We start from the raw sequence: 15368 nt of genomic DNA, 5'->3' as shown, positions 1-15368 counted from the left end.
CTCCTGAAAATTCTGTCCATGCGAACCACCTTCAACTACAAGCACTTGTATTACTTTTGGGTCGTGGCCAAAGAAGGCGGTATCACCCGAGCGGCCGACAAGCTCGACATGGCCGTGCAAACCGTCAGCGCCCAAGTGCGGGAACTGGAGCGGTCTTTGGGCTACGCCTTGCTCAAACCTGCGGGTCGTGGCTTGGTGCTGACCGATGCTGGGCTGGCGGCCATGCAGCAAGCCGATCAGATTTTTCAGTTGGGTGAAAACCTGCCCGCGCTGGTGCGCGACGCGGTGAGCTCACCCACCGTGCGGCTCGCCGCAGGCATCTCGGACGGCTTGCCCAAACTGGTGGTGCGACGCTTGATGCAACCTGTGATGGGCGAGCCGCATTTGCGTTTGCTCTGCCACGAGGGTGAATTCGACGAGCTGCTGGGTGACTTGGCCCTGCACCGTTTGGACGTGGTCCTGTCGGACCGCCCAGCGCCGGGCAACGCCAACATCAAGCTCTACAACCATGCACTGGGCACGTCTCCTGTGTCTTGGTATGGCACGGCCGCGCTGGTCAAGTCGGCCAAAAAGAAGTTTCCGGCCAGCTTGGCCGAGGTGCCGGTGCTGCTGCCCACCGGCCACACCGCCGTGCGCGCCCGACTGGACCACTGGTTTGAACAGCACGGCATCCGCCCGCGCATCGTGGGTGAATTCGAAGACAGCGCTTTGCTCAAGACCTTTGGTGAAAGCGGTATGGGTGTCTTCCCGGCCGCTGAGTGGATGCACGACGAGTTGCTGGCGCACTATGACGTGCAGCGCTTAGGGCCCTGCGATGGCGTGAAGGAAAACTTTTTCGCGATCGGCACCGAAAAGAAAGTGCAGCATCCCCTGGTGCAGCGGCTCTTGCAGGCCAGCGACGTGGCTGCTTGAACCGCCACAGGCTCAGGTGCTGCAGCTTCAGACGTGAAAAAGCCCCCAAGGCTTGTGGCCCTGGAGGCTTGTTCAGAGGATTGCCCTGAAGGGCAGCGTGTCAGGCTTTGGCTGAGCGCACACTCAACAACATGGTCACGGCCAGGATGCCGACCACCACGCCCAGCGAGATGCCCACCGGAATCTTGAAGACATCGATCAAGCACATCTTGGTGCCGATGAACACCAGAATCACGGCCAGGCCGTAGTTCAGCAGGTGGAACTTGTTAGCGACTGCAGCCAGCAAGAAATACATGGCACGCAAACCCAGGATCGCAAACACGTTGCTGGTCAGCACGATGAAGGGGTCCGAGGTGATCGCAAAAATCGCCGGGATCGAGTCCACCGCAAAGATCACATCGGTCAAGGCGATCAAGCAGATCACCATGAACAAGGGCGTCGCGATCTTCTTGCCGTTTTCGATGGTCCAGAAATTTTCACCATCGTAGTTTTGACTGACCGGCAATACTTTGCGCAGCAGCTTGAGCGCAGGGTTGTCGTCCAGATCGGGTTCCTTGCCTGCAGCCCACCACATCTTCACACCTGTGAGGATCAAGAAGGCACCGAAGACATAGAGCACCCAATGGAACTGGGCCAGCAACCAACCACCCACCAGAATCATCACCGTGCGCAACACGATGGCCCCGATGATGCCGATCATCAGCACGCGCTTTTGGAACTGGTTCGGAACTGCGAAGTAGGTGAAGATCATCAGGAAGACAAAGATGTTGTCCACCGCCAATGATTTCTCGATCAGGTAACCGGTGAGGAATTCCAGCGACTTGGTGTTCGCCAACGCCACCGAACCGGTGGTGTCCTTGATGGCCCACCAAAACAAGCCGTTGAACAAAAAGCTCAGCGCGATCCAGATCAGCGACCAGTTGAACGCCTCCTTGACGCCGATGTCATGGGCACCTTGCTTTTTGAGCACCACAAAATCGACGAACAGCGACACCAACACAATGGCCACAAAAGTGGCCCATAACCAAAGGGGGGCAACGGTATTCATAAAGACCTTCAAATCCGACAAGACTTATTCAAAGCACCGGTTGGACACACATGTCAACAACCATCTGTTCAAAGGTTTGAAGTCTAGGGCAGAAGGCGCAGTTTTTTGCTGATTCAGATGGCTTTATAGTTCGTAAAAAATGGAGTGTTTGGCTGAATTATTCTGCTCAAATGTTTCTTGAAGCCCCCATGAAAAAACCGCCAGACCCTTGCGGGCACTGGCGGTTTTTGTCATGCAGCGGGCGCTGCAGGCTTTACTTATTGTCGCTGAAGTAACCCGAGGTCACTTTCCAGCGACCGTCGGTGATTTGCGACATGCGCGAGGCGTTGCTGCCCAAACGCTTGGTGGCGGTGAAGGTCATTTCGCCAGTGCCGAAAATATCGGGCGGGATCACCATGGTGTCCATGGCCTTGATGATGCTCTCGGTGGTCACGTTTTTGCCGGATTTCTCAACCGCGCGCAAGAACGAGTCGATGGCGTTGTAGCCGTAGACCGAGAACACGGTCGGGTCTTCGTTGAACTTGGTCTTGTACTTGTTGGCCCAGAAGCGGATGGGTTGCGCGGCCTCGTCCAGATAGGGGTGCTGGGTCGACATGGTGGAATAAAAGCCATTCATGGCGGGGCCGCCCAACTTGTGAATCAAGTCGGTGTAAGACGCGCTTGAACCCATGAAAGTGGGGTTAAAGCCCAGACGACGCGCGGTGGCGATGCCGCCAATGGTCTCGCGAATGATGGTGCCCATCACAACGAAATCGCACTTGGACGAGGCCAGTTTTTGCATCTGCGATGCAAAGTCGGTCGCGCCACGTTTGTAGGTGGTGACTTCGGCAAATTTCATGCCCATGGTTTTGAGGCCTTCTTCGGCGCCACGGAACACTTCCAGACCAAATTCATCGTCCTGGTGCATGGCGCAGATTTGTTTGGCGTTCTTTTCTTTCACCAAAATCGGCAGGCCCAGGCGCATCTGGTCGTAATAGGTGGCGGCAAACGAGTACTTGAGCTTGTGGAAGGGCTCGTACATTTCTCGGGCGGCTGTGACCGGGAAGAAGTTGATCACATTCTTCTGGAACTGCACCGGCATGGCGGCCATGTTTTGCGCCGTTCCGATGTGGCCAATCATGGCAAAAATCTTGTCCTGGTTGACCAGCTTTTGCGCGGCCAGCACGGCGCGGCGGGGGTCATAGGCCGAGTCTTCGACCAGCAGCTTGAACTTGCGGCCATTGATGCCGCCTTGCTCGTTGGCTTCGTCCACGCGCAGCATCATGCCCAAGCGCACTTGCTTGCCAAAGCCAGCCAGCGGGCCCGACAAATCTTGGATCGAGCCCAGCGTGATTTCGTTTTTGGACACGCCCTGCGTCTGGGCCATGGCCGCGCCAGCGGTCAGGGCCATCGCAGCGGCGACGAGGCTGAGTTTGATTTTCATGGTGCAGGTCTCCTGTTGTGGTGATGGATAAAAGGGAAAAGGGAATCGAATCAACGGTACATCGCCTCGATTTGTGGCGTGTATTTTTTCTCAACCAGTTTACGCTTGAGCTTCATGGTGGGGGTCAGTTCTTCATCTTCGGCGCTCAGCTGGGTGTCCAGCAGCCAGAATTTCTTGATCTGCTCGACGCGTGCGAATTTCTTGTTGACGCGGTCCACTTCGGCCTGGATCAGTTCCTGCACCTCGGTGCTGTGCGTGAGGCTGGCGTAATTGGAGAAAGGCACGTCGTTGTCCTGTGCGTATTTCTCCACGTTTTCCTGGTCAATCATGATGATCACTGTCAAATAAGGCCGCTTGTCGCCAATCACCACCGCATCGGTGACGTAGGGCGAGAATTTCAATTCGTTTTCCAATTCGCTGGGGGTGATGTTTTTGCCACCAGCCGTGATGATGATGTCTTTCATCCGGTCCGTGATGCGGAAAAACCCTTCCTCGTCCACCACGCCCACGTCGCCCGTGTGCAGCCAGCCATCGGCATCGATGGTCTCGGCCGTTTTTTCGGGCAGGTTCAGGTAGCCCATGAACACATTGGGGCCGCGCACCAAAATCTCGCTGGTCACCGGGTCCAGACGCATTTCGTTGTACTCGGCGGCCGGGCCAATGGAGCCAGGCTTGATGCGGTCGGCAGGCACGCCGGTGGCCGCACCGCAGGTCTCGGTCATGCCCCAGACTTCGAGCATGGGCAAGCCCAGCGCCAAATACCAACGCACCAAATCGGGAGAAATGGGGGCCGCACCCGTGACCAAAAAACGCGCGCGGTGGATGCCGATCATCTTGCGCACGTTGTTGAGCGCCAGCAAGCGGGCCACATGAAAGCGCAGCTTGAGGCTGCCGGGCACCGGCTTGTGCGCCAGCACCAGTTCGGCCACCTGGTGGCCAACCCCAATGGACCAACCGTAAGTGGCTTGCTGCAGGCCGCCCGCCTCTTTCAGCGCGATCATCACGCCCGAATAAAACTTTTCCCAGACGCGGGGCACAGCCGTGAACACGGTGGGTGCGATTTCGCGCACGTTTTCGGGCACCGTTTCGGGGTTCTCGACAAAGTTGAGTTTGGCCCCGGTGTACATCGAGAAATACTCACCCCCCATGCGCTCGGCAATGTGGCACAGCGGCAAAAAGCACATGCACTCGTCGCGCTCGTCACGGGCAATCAGCGTGTTGTAGCCCCGCACGGTGTAGACCAGGCCATGGTGGCTGTGCATGCCGCCTTTGGGCTTGCCGGTGGTGCCCGAGGTGTAAACCAAAATGGCCAGCTCTTCGGGCTTGCAAGCGGCGCTGCGCTGCGCGAGCATGTCGGGGTGCTGCTGGGCGTGTTCACGGCCCAGCGCTTGCAATTGTTTAAGGCTGATGACCTGCGGATCATGGAAGTCACGCAGACCCTCCATGTCGAACACCACGATTTTTTGTAACAGGGGCAAGGTGTCACGCACGGCCAGGGCCTTGTCGAGCTGCTCGTCGTCTTCGACAAACAGCACGCGGGTGCCCGAGTCTTCGCACAGGTAATGCACTTGCTCGGCCGCATCGGTCGGGTAGATGCCGTTGGACACACCACCGGCGCTCAGCACGGCCAGGTCGCACAGCACCCACTCGATGTTGGTGTTGGCCAGGATGGAGGCGGTGTGCCGCGCCTCAAAACCCAGCGCCATCAGGCCGTGGCCGATCTCGCGCACGGCTTGGGCGGTCTCGTTCCAGGTCCAACTGCGCCAGATGCCCAAGTCTTTTTGGCGCATCCAGACATTGGGACCGCGAGCGGTCACCGCGTTCCAGAAGATGGCGGGGATGGTCTCGCCCGCCATGACGATATTTTTTTGTGGCGCAATGCCGGAGGTGTCCCAGAGTTGGCTCATGTTTTATCTCCAGGTTTTCTTCTTTTTCCAACGGCGGTCGGCGCGCACGCCTTCTTCTTTGAGCCCTAAGTAGAACTCCTTGATGTCCTCTTTTTCACGCAAGCGGGCGCAGGTGTCTTCCATCACGATGCGGCCGTTTTCCAGCACATAGCCGTAGTCCGCGGCGTTCAGCGCCATGTTGGCGTTTTGCTCCACCAACAAGATGGTGGTGCCGCGCTCGCGGTTGATGCGCACCACGATTTCGAAGATTTCCTTGGTCAACTTCGGAGAAAGGCCCAAACTGGGTTCATCCAGCAAGATCAGGTCGGGGTCGGCCATGAGCGCCCGACTGATCGCCAGCATCTGCTGTTGCCCGCCCGAGAGCAAGCCCGCGTCTTGCGCAGCCCGCTCGCGCAGGATGGGAAAGTAGTTGTACACGGCTTCCATGTCGCGCGCCACGCCATCGCGGTCCTTGCGGGTGTAGGCGCCCATGAGCAGGTTGTCGCGAATCGACAGCAGCGGGAACACCTCTCGGCCTTCGGGCACATGCATCAGGCCGCGCTGCACGATGATGGCCGGGTCTTGCGCGGTGATGCTCTGGCCCTTGAACTCGATCGAGCCCTTGCGCGGGTCGATGATGCCGCTGATGGTTTTGAGGATGGTGGTCTTGCCCGCGCCATTGGAGCCGAGCACGGTGGCGATCTCGCCACGCCGCACCTGCAGGCTCACGCCGCGAATCGCCTTGATCGGGCCGTAGGCGCTCTCAACGTTGAGCAGCTTGAGCATCACGTTGTCATCGGCCGCCTCTGCCGACGTGTTCAGGGTTTGGGTGGCTGCGCTCATGCGGCACCTCCGGGCACATAGTTTTCACGGCGCAAAGCAGACACGTCGTCCACTGAGCCCAGATAGGCCTCGATGACGCCGGGGTCGCTTTGCACCTGGCTGGGCGTGCCGGTGGCGATTTCTTCGCCCTGGCTCATGGCCAGCACGCGGTCCGACACTTTGGAGACCAAACTCATGTCGTGCTCCACCATGAGCACGGTGATGCCCAGCTCGTTTTTGATGTCCGAGATCCAGAAGGCCATGTCTTCGGTTTCCTCGACGTTCAGGCCCGACGATGGCTCATCGAGCAGCAGCAGTTTGGGCTCGGTGCACAGGGCGCGCGCCAGCTCGACCACTTTGCGCACGCCATAAGGCAAGCCCGCCACCATCGAGTCGCGGTGGTGTTGCAGGTCCAGAAAATCAATCACTTCCTCGACTTTTTCACGCGCTTGAATCTCGCCTGCGCGGGTTTTGCGGGTGAAGAACATTTCGCTCCACAACCCCGTCTTGCGGTGCGTGTGGCGGCCAATTAAGAGGTTTTGCAGCACGGTCGCGTGCTCGAACAGCTCGATGTTCTGAAAGGTTCGGGCAATGCCCAGTCCGGCAATTTGATGCGCTGGCTGGTCGGTCAGGCGAAGCGTGCCTTGTGGCCCGGCGAAGTCGATCACACCCGTGGTGGGGGTGTAGATGCGGCTGATCAGGTTGAACACGGTGGTCTTGCCAGCGCCGTTGGGGCCGATCAGGGTGAAGACCTCGCCGCGCTTGACGTCGAAGCTGACCTTGTTGACGGCCAGCACGCCGCCAAAGCGCACGCTCAGGTCTTGTGCGGATAAAAGGATGTCTGCGTTCATTTCAGGCGGTCCGACTTCTGGAACGATTTTTGGCGCTTGAACAGGCCACGGCGGTAAAACGGGAAGAGCTGGAACCAAGTCCGCACCTTGAGCCAGCGGCCATACAGGCCCATGGGCTCAAACAGCACAAAACCGATCAGCACCATGCCGTAGACCGTGCCCTGCAAGCCGGCGGCACCGCCAATGGCGGCGGGCAAAAAGTCTTTGCCCATCGAAATCAGCTGGGGCATGACGATCAGGAAAATCGCGCCCAGGAAAGCCCCGTGGATCGAACCCAAGCCGCCAATCACCACCATCAAGAGCAAGTCAATCGACTGGATGATGCTGAACTGCTCGGGCGAGAGGAACTGGATTTTGTGAGCGTACAAAGCACCCCCAATGCCCGCCAACGCGGCAGACACAGCGAAAGACAGGGTTTTGTAGCGGGCCAGATGAATGCCCATGCTTTGCGCCGAGATTTCTGAATCGCGGATGGCCACAAAGGCACGCCCGGTGGACGAGCGCAGCAGGTTCACGATGGCCAGCGTGGCCCCGACGGTCACCAGCAAGCACAGGAAATAAAACTCTTCGGTGCTGTCCAGTGTCCAGCCGCCCATTTTCGGGTAGCTGACCATCAGGCCGGCATTGCCGCCCGTGACGCTTTCCCAGCGGGCCATGCCTTCTTCAACGATGAAGCCAAAGGCCAGCGTGGCCATGCCCAGGTAAATGCCTTTGACGCGCAAAGCGGGCAAACCCACGATGATGCCCACGATGGCCGAAAACAAGCCCGCGCACACCAGTGCCAGCGGAAACGGCACCCCGGCATTGACCATGACGGCCTGCGTGTAAGCCCCCACCCCCAAGAAAGCCGCGTGGCCCAAAGAGAACAAGCCGGTAAAGCCCGCCAGCAGCATCAGGCCCAGGCCCACCACCGCATAGATCAGCACAAAGGTCAGCTGCGCCAGCCAGTACTCGGCCACCACCCAAGGGGCGGCCACCAGCAACAAGCCCAGCAAGCTGTACCAGAAGACATGGCCGCCATGTTTGGCCAGTTTCACATCCTGGTTGTAATCGGTTTTGAAAATAAAACGCATGCCGGGCCTCAGACTTTCTTGCGCAGTTGCTCGCCGAACAAGCCATTGGGCTTGAGCACCAGCATGAGCAACACCACGATGTAGGGCGCAATGTCCTTGAAGCCTTCGGGCAGATAAAAGCCCGAGAGCGACTCAACGATGCCGATCACCAACCCGCCCACAATTGCACCGGGCAAGCTGCCAAAGCCGCCCACCACCGCTGCGGGAAAGGCCTTCAGGCCAATGAAGCCCATGTTGGCGTGCACAAAGGTGATGGGGGCCAAGAGCAAGCCCGCCACCGCCGCCACCGCTGCAGCCAGACCCCAAACCAGACCATTGATCTGCTTGACCGGGATGCCCATGTAATAGGCAGCCAGCTGATTTTGCGAGGCCGCCTGCATGGCAATGCCCAGCTTGCTGTACTTGAACATGGCAAACAGGCCCAGGCACAAAATGCCGGTGGCGCCGATCACCACCATTTGCTCGGCCGCGATCACCAGACCGCCCAAGCGCAGTACTTCGCCCGCATAGGGCACGGGCAGGGTGTGGGTGTCGGTGCCCACATCAGGAATCATGGTGATCAGGCCGCGCAGCACATAGCCCACGCCAATGGTCAGCATGACGATGGAAAAAGCCGGCTGACCCAGGATGGGGCGGATGACCAGGCGTTCAAGCAATACGCCAAAAATGCCCATGGCCACGATGGCCGCCGGCACAGAAATCCAGAAAGGGAAACCCAGCAGCGTCATGGCAGCCAGGCCCGAAAAGGCCCCCACCATCATCAGGTCGCCCTGGGCAAAGCTCACCGTCTCGGTGGCCTTGTAAATCAGCACGAAACCCAGGGCAATGAGTCCGTAAATACAGCCCTGGGCCACACCGCTGATCAGCAGTTGCAGCAATTGCACGCCTGTCTCCTCTTGTTTCTGTCTAGCCGAGTTCGCTGGACTTGGCAGGGTCATGTCGGAGCACCCTGAAAAGCATTTGCGAACGACCGTGCGATTATGGATGTCTTACACGAGACTTTTCCTAGGGGTTGTCCCCCATTACCGTCGTTGTACAAGGCTTCAATATCGCCCCATGACGCAATCCATTCGCATCGGTTCGGGCCTGGGCTTTTATGGCGACAACTGGGAACCCGTGGTGGCCAGCATCGAGCGCGGCCAGGTGCAATACATCGCCAGCGACCACTTGGCCGAACTCACACTGGCCATCTTGCAAAAAGACCGGCAACGTGACCCTGCTCTGGGCTATGCACGCGATGTGGTGCCCATGCTGCTGCGCCTGTGGCCCCTGATGCAGCCACGTGGGGTCCGGTTCGTTTGCAACGCGGGCGGCCTCAACCCCATGGGCGCAGCGCAAGCGGTGCAAGCGGCGCTGGCGGCCAAGGGCTGGCACCCGCGCATCGCGGTGGTCAGTGGCGACGATGTGCTGACGCAACTGCAAACACCCGAAAGCCGCTTTGAACACCTGATGAACGGCGCCGATGTGACCCCCGTGCGCGAGCGGCTGGTGTTTGGCAACGCCTACCTGGGCGCGCAACCCATCGTGGAGGCACTGGACCAAGGGGCCGACATCGTGATCACCGGGCGAGTGGCGGACGCGGCGCTGTTTCTGGGGCCGCTGGTGCATGGCCTGGGCTGGAAGCTGGCCGATGCAGTCACGCCCGAGGACTTCAACCGTCTGGCCCAAGGCCTGACAGTGGGGCATTTGCTTGAATGCTCAGGCCAGGGCAGTGGCGGCAATTTTGGCGGCCAGGGCGATTGGCAAAACATCCCGGATTTGGCGCACATCGGCTACCCCATTGCCGAGGTCTGGCAAGACGGCACGGCCTTCATCACCAAGGCCCCCGACACGGGCGGCCTGGTCAACTTCGACACCGTGCGCCAACAACTGCTGTACGAGGTGCACAACCCGCACGCGTACTTTTCGCCCGATGTGGTGCTCGACATGGGTCAAATCCACTTGACCGACGAAGGCCAAAACCGCGTGCGCTTGACCGGTGCACAAGGCCACGCGCCGACCGATCAGCTCAAAGTGGTGGCAGGCTTTCGGGATGGCTTCAAGGCCGAGATCACTTGGGGCTTTTCCTGGCCCGACGCCTGGGACAAAGTGCAAACGGCCGAAGCCATGATCCGCCGCCAACTGCAAGAGCGAAAGATGCCGTTTGACGAATTGTTTGTCGAATACCCCGGCCTGAACTCGGCACACGGCCCACTGGCTCCACTGCCGCCTGTGGCCGAGCTGAACGAACGCGCCGAAATCTGGGTGCGCATGGTGCTGCGCACGCCCGTGAAAGCGGTGGCCGATGGCTTCGGACGGCTTTTCCCCTGGATGGCGCTGAGCGGCCCGGCCTACACCTGCGGCTTTCAGGGCCTGAACAACAGCAGCGAACTGCTGGGCATCTGGCCCACGCTGATCCCACGCGACCGGGTGCAAGCCCGCCTGGAGATGCTGGAGCCCAGCGCATGAACACCACACCCCTGATCAAAATTCCCTTGGCCCGCATCGCCCACGCCCGCAGCGGCGACAAGGCCGACTGGGTGGACTTTGGCTTGTTTGCCTGGAACGAAGCGGGCTACCGCATCATCGAGCGCGAAGTCACCGCCGCCCAAGTGCATGCGCACTTTGCGCGCTGGCTGCCGGGGCAGGTGGACGCCTGGCCACTGCCCAACATCCTGGCCCTGAAGTTCGTGTTGCACGGCGCACTGCAAGGCGGCGGCGCACGCAACCTGCGCCTGGACAACCTGGGCAAAGCCATGGGTGCGGCGCTGCTGCGCATGGAAATTTCGGTCAGTGCCGAAGAACTCGAGCAGGCACAAAAAAGCCCCCGAAGGGGCTGGTGGCCAGAAGGATGACCCCGGACTTGATCCGGGGTCCATGCCTCAAACTCGCTCGATGATCAGCGCAATGCCCTGACCCACGCCAATGCACATGGTGCACAGCGCGTAGCGGCCAGCGGTTTGCTGCAAACGGTTGATGGCGGTGGTGGCCAAGCGGGCACCCGATGCACCCAGCGGGTGACCCAAGGCAATCGCACCGCCCCAGGCGTTCACGCGGGCGTCGTCGTCTTTCAGGCCCAGCATGCGCATCACCGCCAAGCCTTGTGCGGCGAAGGCTTCGTTCAACTCGATCACGTCCATGTGGTCAATCGTCAAGCCGGTCTGCGCCAACACTTTGAGGGTCGCAGGCGCCGGGCCAATGCCCATCACGCGAGGCGCGACACCGGCCGTGGCCATGCCCACGACGCGGGCCTTGGGCGTCAAACCATTTTTGGCAGCGGTGGCTTCATCGGCCAGCAGTAAGGCACAAGCGCCGTCATTCACACCCGAAGCGTTGCCTGCGGTCACGGTGCCGTCGGGGCGCACCACGCCTTTGAGCTTGGCCAGCGATTCGAGGCTGGTTTCGCGAGGGTGCTCGTCGGTGTCCACCATGATCGGATCGCCCTTTTTCTGCGGGATGCTCACGCCCACAATTTCTCGCGCCAGGTGACCCGCTTTGATGGCGGCCACGGCGCGCATCTGGCTGTTGTAGGCCATCAGGTCTTGCGCCTCGCGCTCGATCTTGTAGTCGGTGGCCACGTTTTCAGCGGTCTCGGGCATCGAATCCACGCCGTACTGGGCTTTCATCAACTTGTTGATGAAGCGCCAGCCAATGGTGGTGTCATACACCGCGTTGTTGCGGCTGAAGGCGGTGTCGGCCTTGGGCATCACGAACGGGGCGCGGCTCATGCTTTCCACGCCACCCGCAATCATCAAACCCGCTTCACCCGCCTTGATGGCGCGGGCGGCGGTGCCGATGGCATCCAGGCCCGAGCCGCACAGGCGGTTGAGGGTAGCCCCCGGCACGTCAATGGGCAAACCGGCCAGCAAACTGGCCATGTGGGCCACGTTGCGGTTGTCTTCACCAGCCTGGTTGGCACAACCGTACAGCACGTCGGACACAGAGGCCCAGTCGACATTGGGGTTGCGGGCCATCAGCGCGCGCAGGGGGACCGCGCCCAGGTCGTCGGTGCGCACACTGCTCAGGGCGCCGCCGTAACGGCCAAAGGGGGTACGGATCGCGTCGCAAATGTAGGCTTGGTTCATGCAGGTGGTCTCTCGAAGGTGGAATTCATGCATTATTTTGCATGCATGACAGGGTGATCATCGACATTTTAGGGTCGGTTGATGGGCTTGCGTGTGCGTTTGGCGACTGCAAGGTGAAGAGATGTTGGTGTCTGCTCGCCAGGTGTAACGGCAGCGCTGGCCGTCCTCAGAGTGCGACTGTACGGTTAAGAAATGCCCGTGTCTGTCCGCAAGGCGCGACGGCGGCGCTGGCCGGGCTCAGAGGCGCTTCGCTTTGCCACATCGCCCGACCAGCGCCGCCGTCGCGCCTTGCTCGGGCAGTTGGGAGGTTCGACTTGCCGGTTTTGACACCCGAGTCAAACACAGCCCATCGAGAAGGAAACGGGTGTTGTCGGCTGTAGCGAAACGCCCACGTGAGAGGTCGGGGTCCGGGGCCGGGGCGATGTGGCAAAGCGAAGCGCCTCTGAGCCCCGGCCCCGGACCCCGAGCTCTCGCTCCCCTGATAGCGAATACGGAAATCAAGCCAGCACACACTTCAGAGACAATCCACCCCATGCTGATCCAACCTTCACAAGCCGATGTCCGGCGCTTTTTTTGCGGCGTCTACGCCAAAGCCCGCACAGCGGCCACGCTGGAACCCATGGAAATGCTTGTCAGCCATTGGATCGACGAGCACCCCGAATACCATGCCGAACTGGCGGATGTGGATGCGGCGCTGGCCAGCATGCTCAACGACGACCCCCACCGGACCAATCCGTTTTTGCACCTCTCAATGCACCTGTCCATCAGCGAGCAATGCAGCATCGACCAACCCCGAGGCATCCGCCAGGCGGTGGAACTGCTCACGCACCGGCTCAACTCGCTGCACGACGCGCACCACCGCGCCATGGAATGCCTGGGACGCATGATTTTTGAAAGCCAGCGCTCGGGTCGCATGCCCGACGGTGAATCCTACATCGCCTGCGTGCAGCGCAACGCCACACAAGACTGAGACCAGAGCACAGGAACAAAGGCAATCAGACAACAAAAAACCCGCCGAGGCGGGTTTTTTGTTGAGAGAAGTCAAAGCTTCAACGCAGGCGGGACTGGGGCACGACCTTCATGTCCCCCTCTAAAGAGCCGATGTAAGCCGCCATGGCTTTCAACTCGGCATTGGAAAACTGCTTGGCGATGCCGCCCATCACACCGTTGCTGCGGCCCCAAGTGGACAGGTTTTCGGTTTTGTAAGACTTGAGTGCCACAAACAAAAAGTCTTTGTGCTGACCGGCCAACTTCGGGTAGCTCGGGTCGATCGGCTTGCTGAAGTTGTCACCGTGGCAGGAAATGCATGCGCCTTTTTGCAGCAAGGCAGCCACTTTGGCGTCAGGCACTTTGGGTGTCTTGGTCACGGGCTCGACCTTGGCGTGTTGCTCGTAAAAAGCCCCCAAATCGGCCATGTCCTGCTCGCTCAGACTGGCGGAAATGCCGCGCATGGTGGGGTGTTTGCGCTCGCCTTTTTTGTAAGCGTTGAGAGAGGCCACGATGTACTTGGCGTTTTGGCCCGAAATCATCGGCACGCGGTAGACCTCAGGAAAGCTGGCTTGGTAGCCCTTGATGCCATGGCAACCAATGCACATGGCGATTTTTTGCTCAGCGGCTTTGGCATCGCCCTTGATTTCCTGGGCATGGGCGGAGATGGCGGTCACAGAGGCGACAGCCAAGGCAAACATCGAAGTCAACAGCTTATTCATTTTGCTCACACAATCCAAACGATTGATAAAAATCAACTGAAGATTATATCGGGCTGGCCCTCATAATCCTGACAAGCTTTATTCCTGTTTCAAAGAATTGTCCATGATCAAATTTCAAGGTACCGAAAACTACGTCGCCACCCCCGACCTGATGCTGGCCGTGAACGCCGCCATCACCCTCACACGCCCCCTTTTGGTCAAAGGCGAGCCCGGCACCGGCAAAACCATGTTGGCCGAAGAAGTGGCCGAGGCTTTGGGCCTGCCCCTGCTGCAGTGGCACATCAAGTCGACCACCAAAGCCCAACAAGGCCTGTACGAATACGACGCCGTGAGCCGTCTGCGCGACAGCCAGCTGGGCGAAGCAAAGGTCAAGGACATCGAAAACTACATCATCAAGGGCGTGCTCTGGCAAGCCTTCACCTCCGAGACGCCCGTGGCCATCCTGATCGACGAGATCGACAAGGCCGACATCGAATTCCCCAACGACTTGCTGCGCGAGATCGACCGCATGGAGTTTTATTGCTACGAGACGCGCCAGCTGATCAAGGCCAAGACCCGCCCGCTGGTGTTCATCACGTCCAACAACGAAAAAGAACTGCCTGATGCTTTCTTGCGCCGCTGCTTTTTCCACTACATCAAGTTCCCCGAAGCGGACACCATGCGCCAAATCGTGGATGTGCACTTCCCCACACTCAAGAAAGACCTGCTGGCCCTGGCGCTCAAGACCTTTTACGACGTGCGCGGCCTGCCGGGCCTGAAGAAAAAGCCCTCCACCAGCGAGCTGCTCGATTGGCTCAAGCTCTTGGTGGCCGAAGACATCCCGCTCGAAGCCCTGCAAAGTGCAGATCAAAAGTTGTCGGTCCCCCCACTGGTAGGCGCTTTGCTGAAAAACGAGCAAGACGTGACCTTGTTCGAAAAGCTGGTGTTCATGAACCAGCGCAACCGCTGAAACCATGACCGCCTTCGCCCCGCCCGTGACCTTGACCGGCGCACACGTCCGGCTGGAGCCCTTGCGGGCTGAGCACCATGAGGCGCTGGTGCAGGCCGTGCGTGATGGCGAACTGTGGAACCACTGGTACACCGCCATCCCCACGCCACAAGGCATGGCGGCCGAAATCACCCGCCGCCTGGACTTGCAGGCCAAGGGCAGCATGTGTCCATTCGCTGTGATCGACCCAGCGACCAACCAAGCCGTTGGCATGACCACCTACATGAACATCGACGCGGCCAACCGCCGGATTGAAATCGGCTCGACCTGGTACCGCCAAAGCGTGCAACGCAGCCCCCTCAACACCGAAGCCAAGCGCTTGTTGTTGGCCCATGCGTTTGAGCAACTGAATTGCATCGCGGTGGAGTTCCGAACGCATTTCTTCAACCAGCAAAGCCGTCGCGCCATCGAGCGCCTGGGCGCCAAGCTCGACGGCGTGCTGCGCAGCCACCAAATCAACCCCCACCCTTTGGGCGCTGGCGCACTGCGCGACACCTGCGTTTACAGCATCATTGCCAGTGAATGGCCCAATGTCAAAACACATTTGGACTACCAACTCGCACGTGTGCGGGCCTGAGGACAGAAAGACGTC

At 59.7% G+C, this 15368-nt stretch carries 15 protein-coding genes; 6 read left to right on the top strand and 9 right to left on the bottom strand.

The annotated features are described in order from the left end of the window. Positions 1-18: 18 nt before the first annotated feature. Entirely contained in the window at positions 19-912 is an 894-nt protein-coding gene (locus ACIQ47_RS02920) for a LysR family transcriptional regulator (RefSeq protein ID WP_396436760.1), read from the top strand. 100 nt (positions 913-1012) lie between these two features. Here ACIQ47_RS02920 and ACIQ47_RS02915 read toward each other — a convergent pair whose 3' ends face one another. The 7 genes from ACIQ47_RS02915 to ACIQ47_RS02885 form a co-directional block, all read right to left on the bottom strand. Beyond that, positions 1013-1960, bottom strand: a complete 948-nt coding sequence (locus tag ACIQ47_RS02915; protein ID WP_396436759.1) for a TerC family protein — start codon at positions 1958-1960, stop codon at positions 1013-1015. A gap of 253 nt (positions 1961-2213) precedes the next feature. Beyond that, a complete protein-coding gene (locus tag ACIQ47_RS02910) occupies positions 2214-3383 on the bottom strand; it encodes an ABC transporter substrate-binding protein (RefSeq protein WP_396436758.1) in 1170 nt (389 codons plus the stop codon). 50 nt (positions 3384-3433) lie between these two features. Next, positions 3434-5290, bottom strand: a complete 1857-nt coding sequence (locus tag ACIQ47_RS02905) for an AMP-dependent synthetase/ligase (protein WP_396436757.1) — start codon at positions 5288-5290, stop codon at positions 3434-3436. Positions 5291-5293: 3 nt separating this feature from the next. Continuing rightward, complete coding sequence (locus ACIQ47_RS02900; protein ID WP_396436756.1) at positions 5294-6112, bottom strand: ABC transporter ATP-binding protein; 819 nt, start codon at positions 6110-6112, stop codon at positions 5294-5296. Next, complete coding sequence (locus ACIQ47_RS02895; protein ID WP_396436755.1) at positions 6109-6942, bottom strand: ABC transporter ATP-binding protein; 834 nt, start codon at positions 6940-6942, stop codon at positions 6109-6111. The genes ACIQ47_RS02900 and ACIQ47_RS02895 overlap by 4 nt, the downstream gene beginning before the upstream one ends. Further along, complete coding sequence (locus ACIQ47_RS02890; protein ID WP_396436754.1) at positions 6939-8015, bottom strand: branched-chain amino acid ABC transporter permease; 1077 nt, start codon at positions 8013-8015, stop codon at positions 6939-6941. The genes ACIQ47_RS02895 and ACIQ47_RS02890 overlap by 4 nt, the downstream gene beginning before the upstream one ends. An 8-nt stretch (positions 8016-8023) precedes the next feature. After that, positions 8024-8899 carry a branched-chain amino acid ABC transporter permease gene (locus ACIQ47_RS02885; protein WP_396436753.1) on the bottom strand — a complete coding sequence of 292 codons (876 nt, stop codon included), beginning with the start codon at positions 8897-8899 and terminating at the stop codon, positions 8024-8026. Positions 8900-9071: 172 nt separating this feature from the next. On the opposite strand from ACIQ47_RS02885, the gene ACIQ47_RS02880 reads away from it, so the two are divergent. Both ACIQ47_RS02880 and ACIQ47_RS02875 read left to right on the top strand, forming a co-directional pair. Beyond that, entirely contained in the window at positions 9072-10463 is a 1392-nt protein-coding gene (locus tag ACIQ47_RS02880) for an acyclic terpene utilization AtuA family protein (RefSeq protein WP_396436752.1), read from the top strand. Continuing rightward, on the top strand, positions 10460-10849 hold the full coding sequence (locus tag ACIQ47_RS02875; RefSeq protein WP_396436751.1) for a hypothetical protein: 390 nt from the start codon (positions 10460-10462) through the stop codon (positions 10847-10849). Before ACIQ47_RS02880 ends, ACIQ47_RS02875 begins: the two co-directional genes overlap by 4 nt. Before the next feature lie 27 nt (positions 10850-10876). Here the strand turns inward: ACIQ47_RS02875 and pcaF are convergent, their stop codons facing one another. Continuing rightward, the gene (gene pcaF / locus ACIQ47_RS02870; protein WP_396436750.1) at positions 10877-12079 is read right to left on the bottom strand and encodes a 3-oxoadipyl-CoA thiolase; all 1203 of its coding nucleotides are present in this window, start codon (positions 12077-12079) and stop codon (positions 10877-10879) included. A gap of 535 nt (positions 12080-12614) precedes the next feature. Between pcaF and ACIQ47_RS02865 the strand changes: the two genes are divergently transcribed. Continuing rightward, positions 12615-13049 carry a DUF1841 family protein gene (locus ACIQ47_RS02865; protein ID WP_396436777.1) on the top strand — a complete coding sequence of 145 codons (435 nt, stop codon included), beginning with the start codon at positions 12615-12617 and terminating at the stop codon, positions 13047-13049. 79 nt (positions 13050-13128) lie between these two features. Here the strand turns inward: ACIQ47_RS02865 and ACIQ47_RS02860 are convergent, their stop codons facing one another. Further along, positions 13129-13788, bottom strand: coding sequence for a c-type cytochrome (locus ACIQ47_RS02860; protein WP_396436749.1), 660 nt, complete (start codon positions 13786-13788; stop codon positions 13129-13131). 106 nt (positions 13789-13894) lie between these two features. Here ACIQ47_RS02860 and ACIQ47_RS02855 point away from each other — a divergent pair, with 106 nt between their 5' ends. Together ACIQ47_RS02855 and ACIQ47_RS02850 are read left to right on the top strand one after the other, a co-directional pair. Next, positions 13895-14737, top strand: coding sequence for an AAA family ATPase (locus tag ACIQ47_RS02855; RefSeq protein ID WP_396436776.1), 843 nt, complete (start codon positions 13895-13897; stop codon positions 14735-14737). Between the two features lie 4 nt (positions 14738-14741). Then, positions 14742-15353, top strand: coding sequence for a GNAT family N-acetyltransferase (locus ACIQ47_RS02850; RefSeq protein WP_396436748.1), 612 nt, complete (start codon positions 14742-14744; stop codon positions 15351-15353). Positions 15354-15368: the final 15 nt, after the last annotated feature.

Origin of the sequence: Limnohabitans sp. (genome assembly GCF_044373035.1) — a bacterium.
Taxonomy (GTDB): domain Bacteria; phylum Pseudomonadota; class Gammaproteobacteria; order Burkholderiales; family Burkholderiaceae_C; genus Limnohabitans_A.
This window is presented reverse-complemented; position numbering and strand designations above follow the sequence as displayed.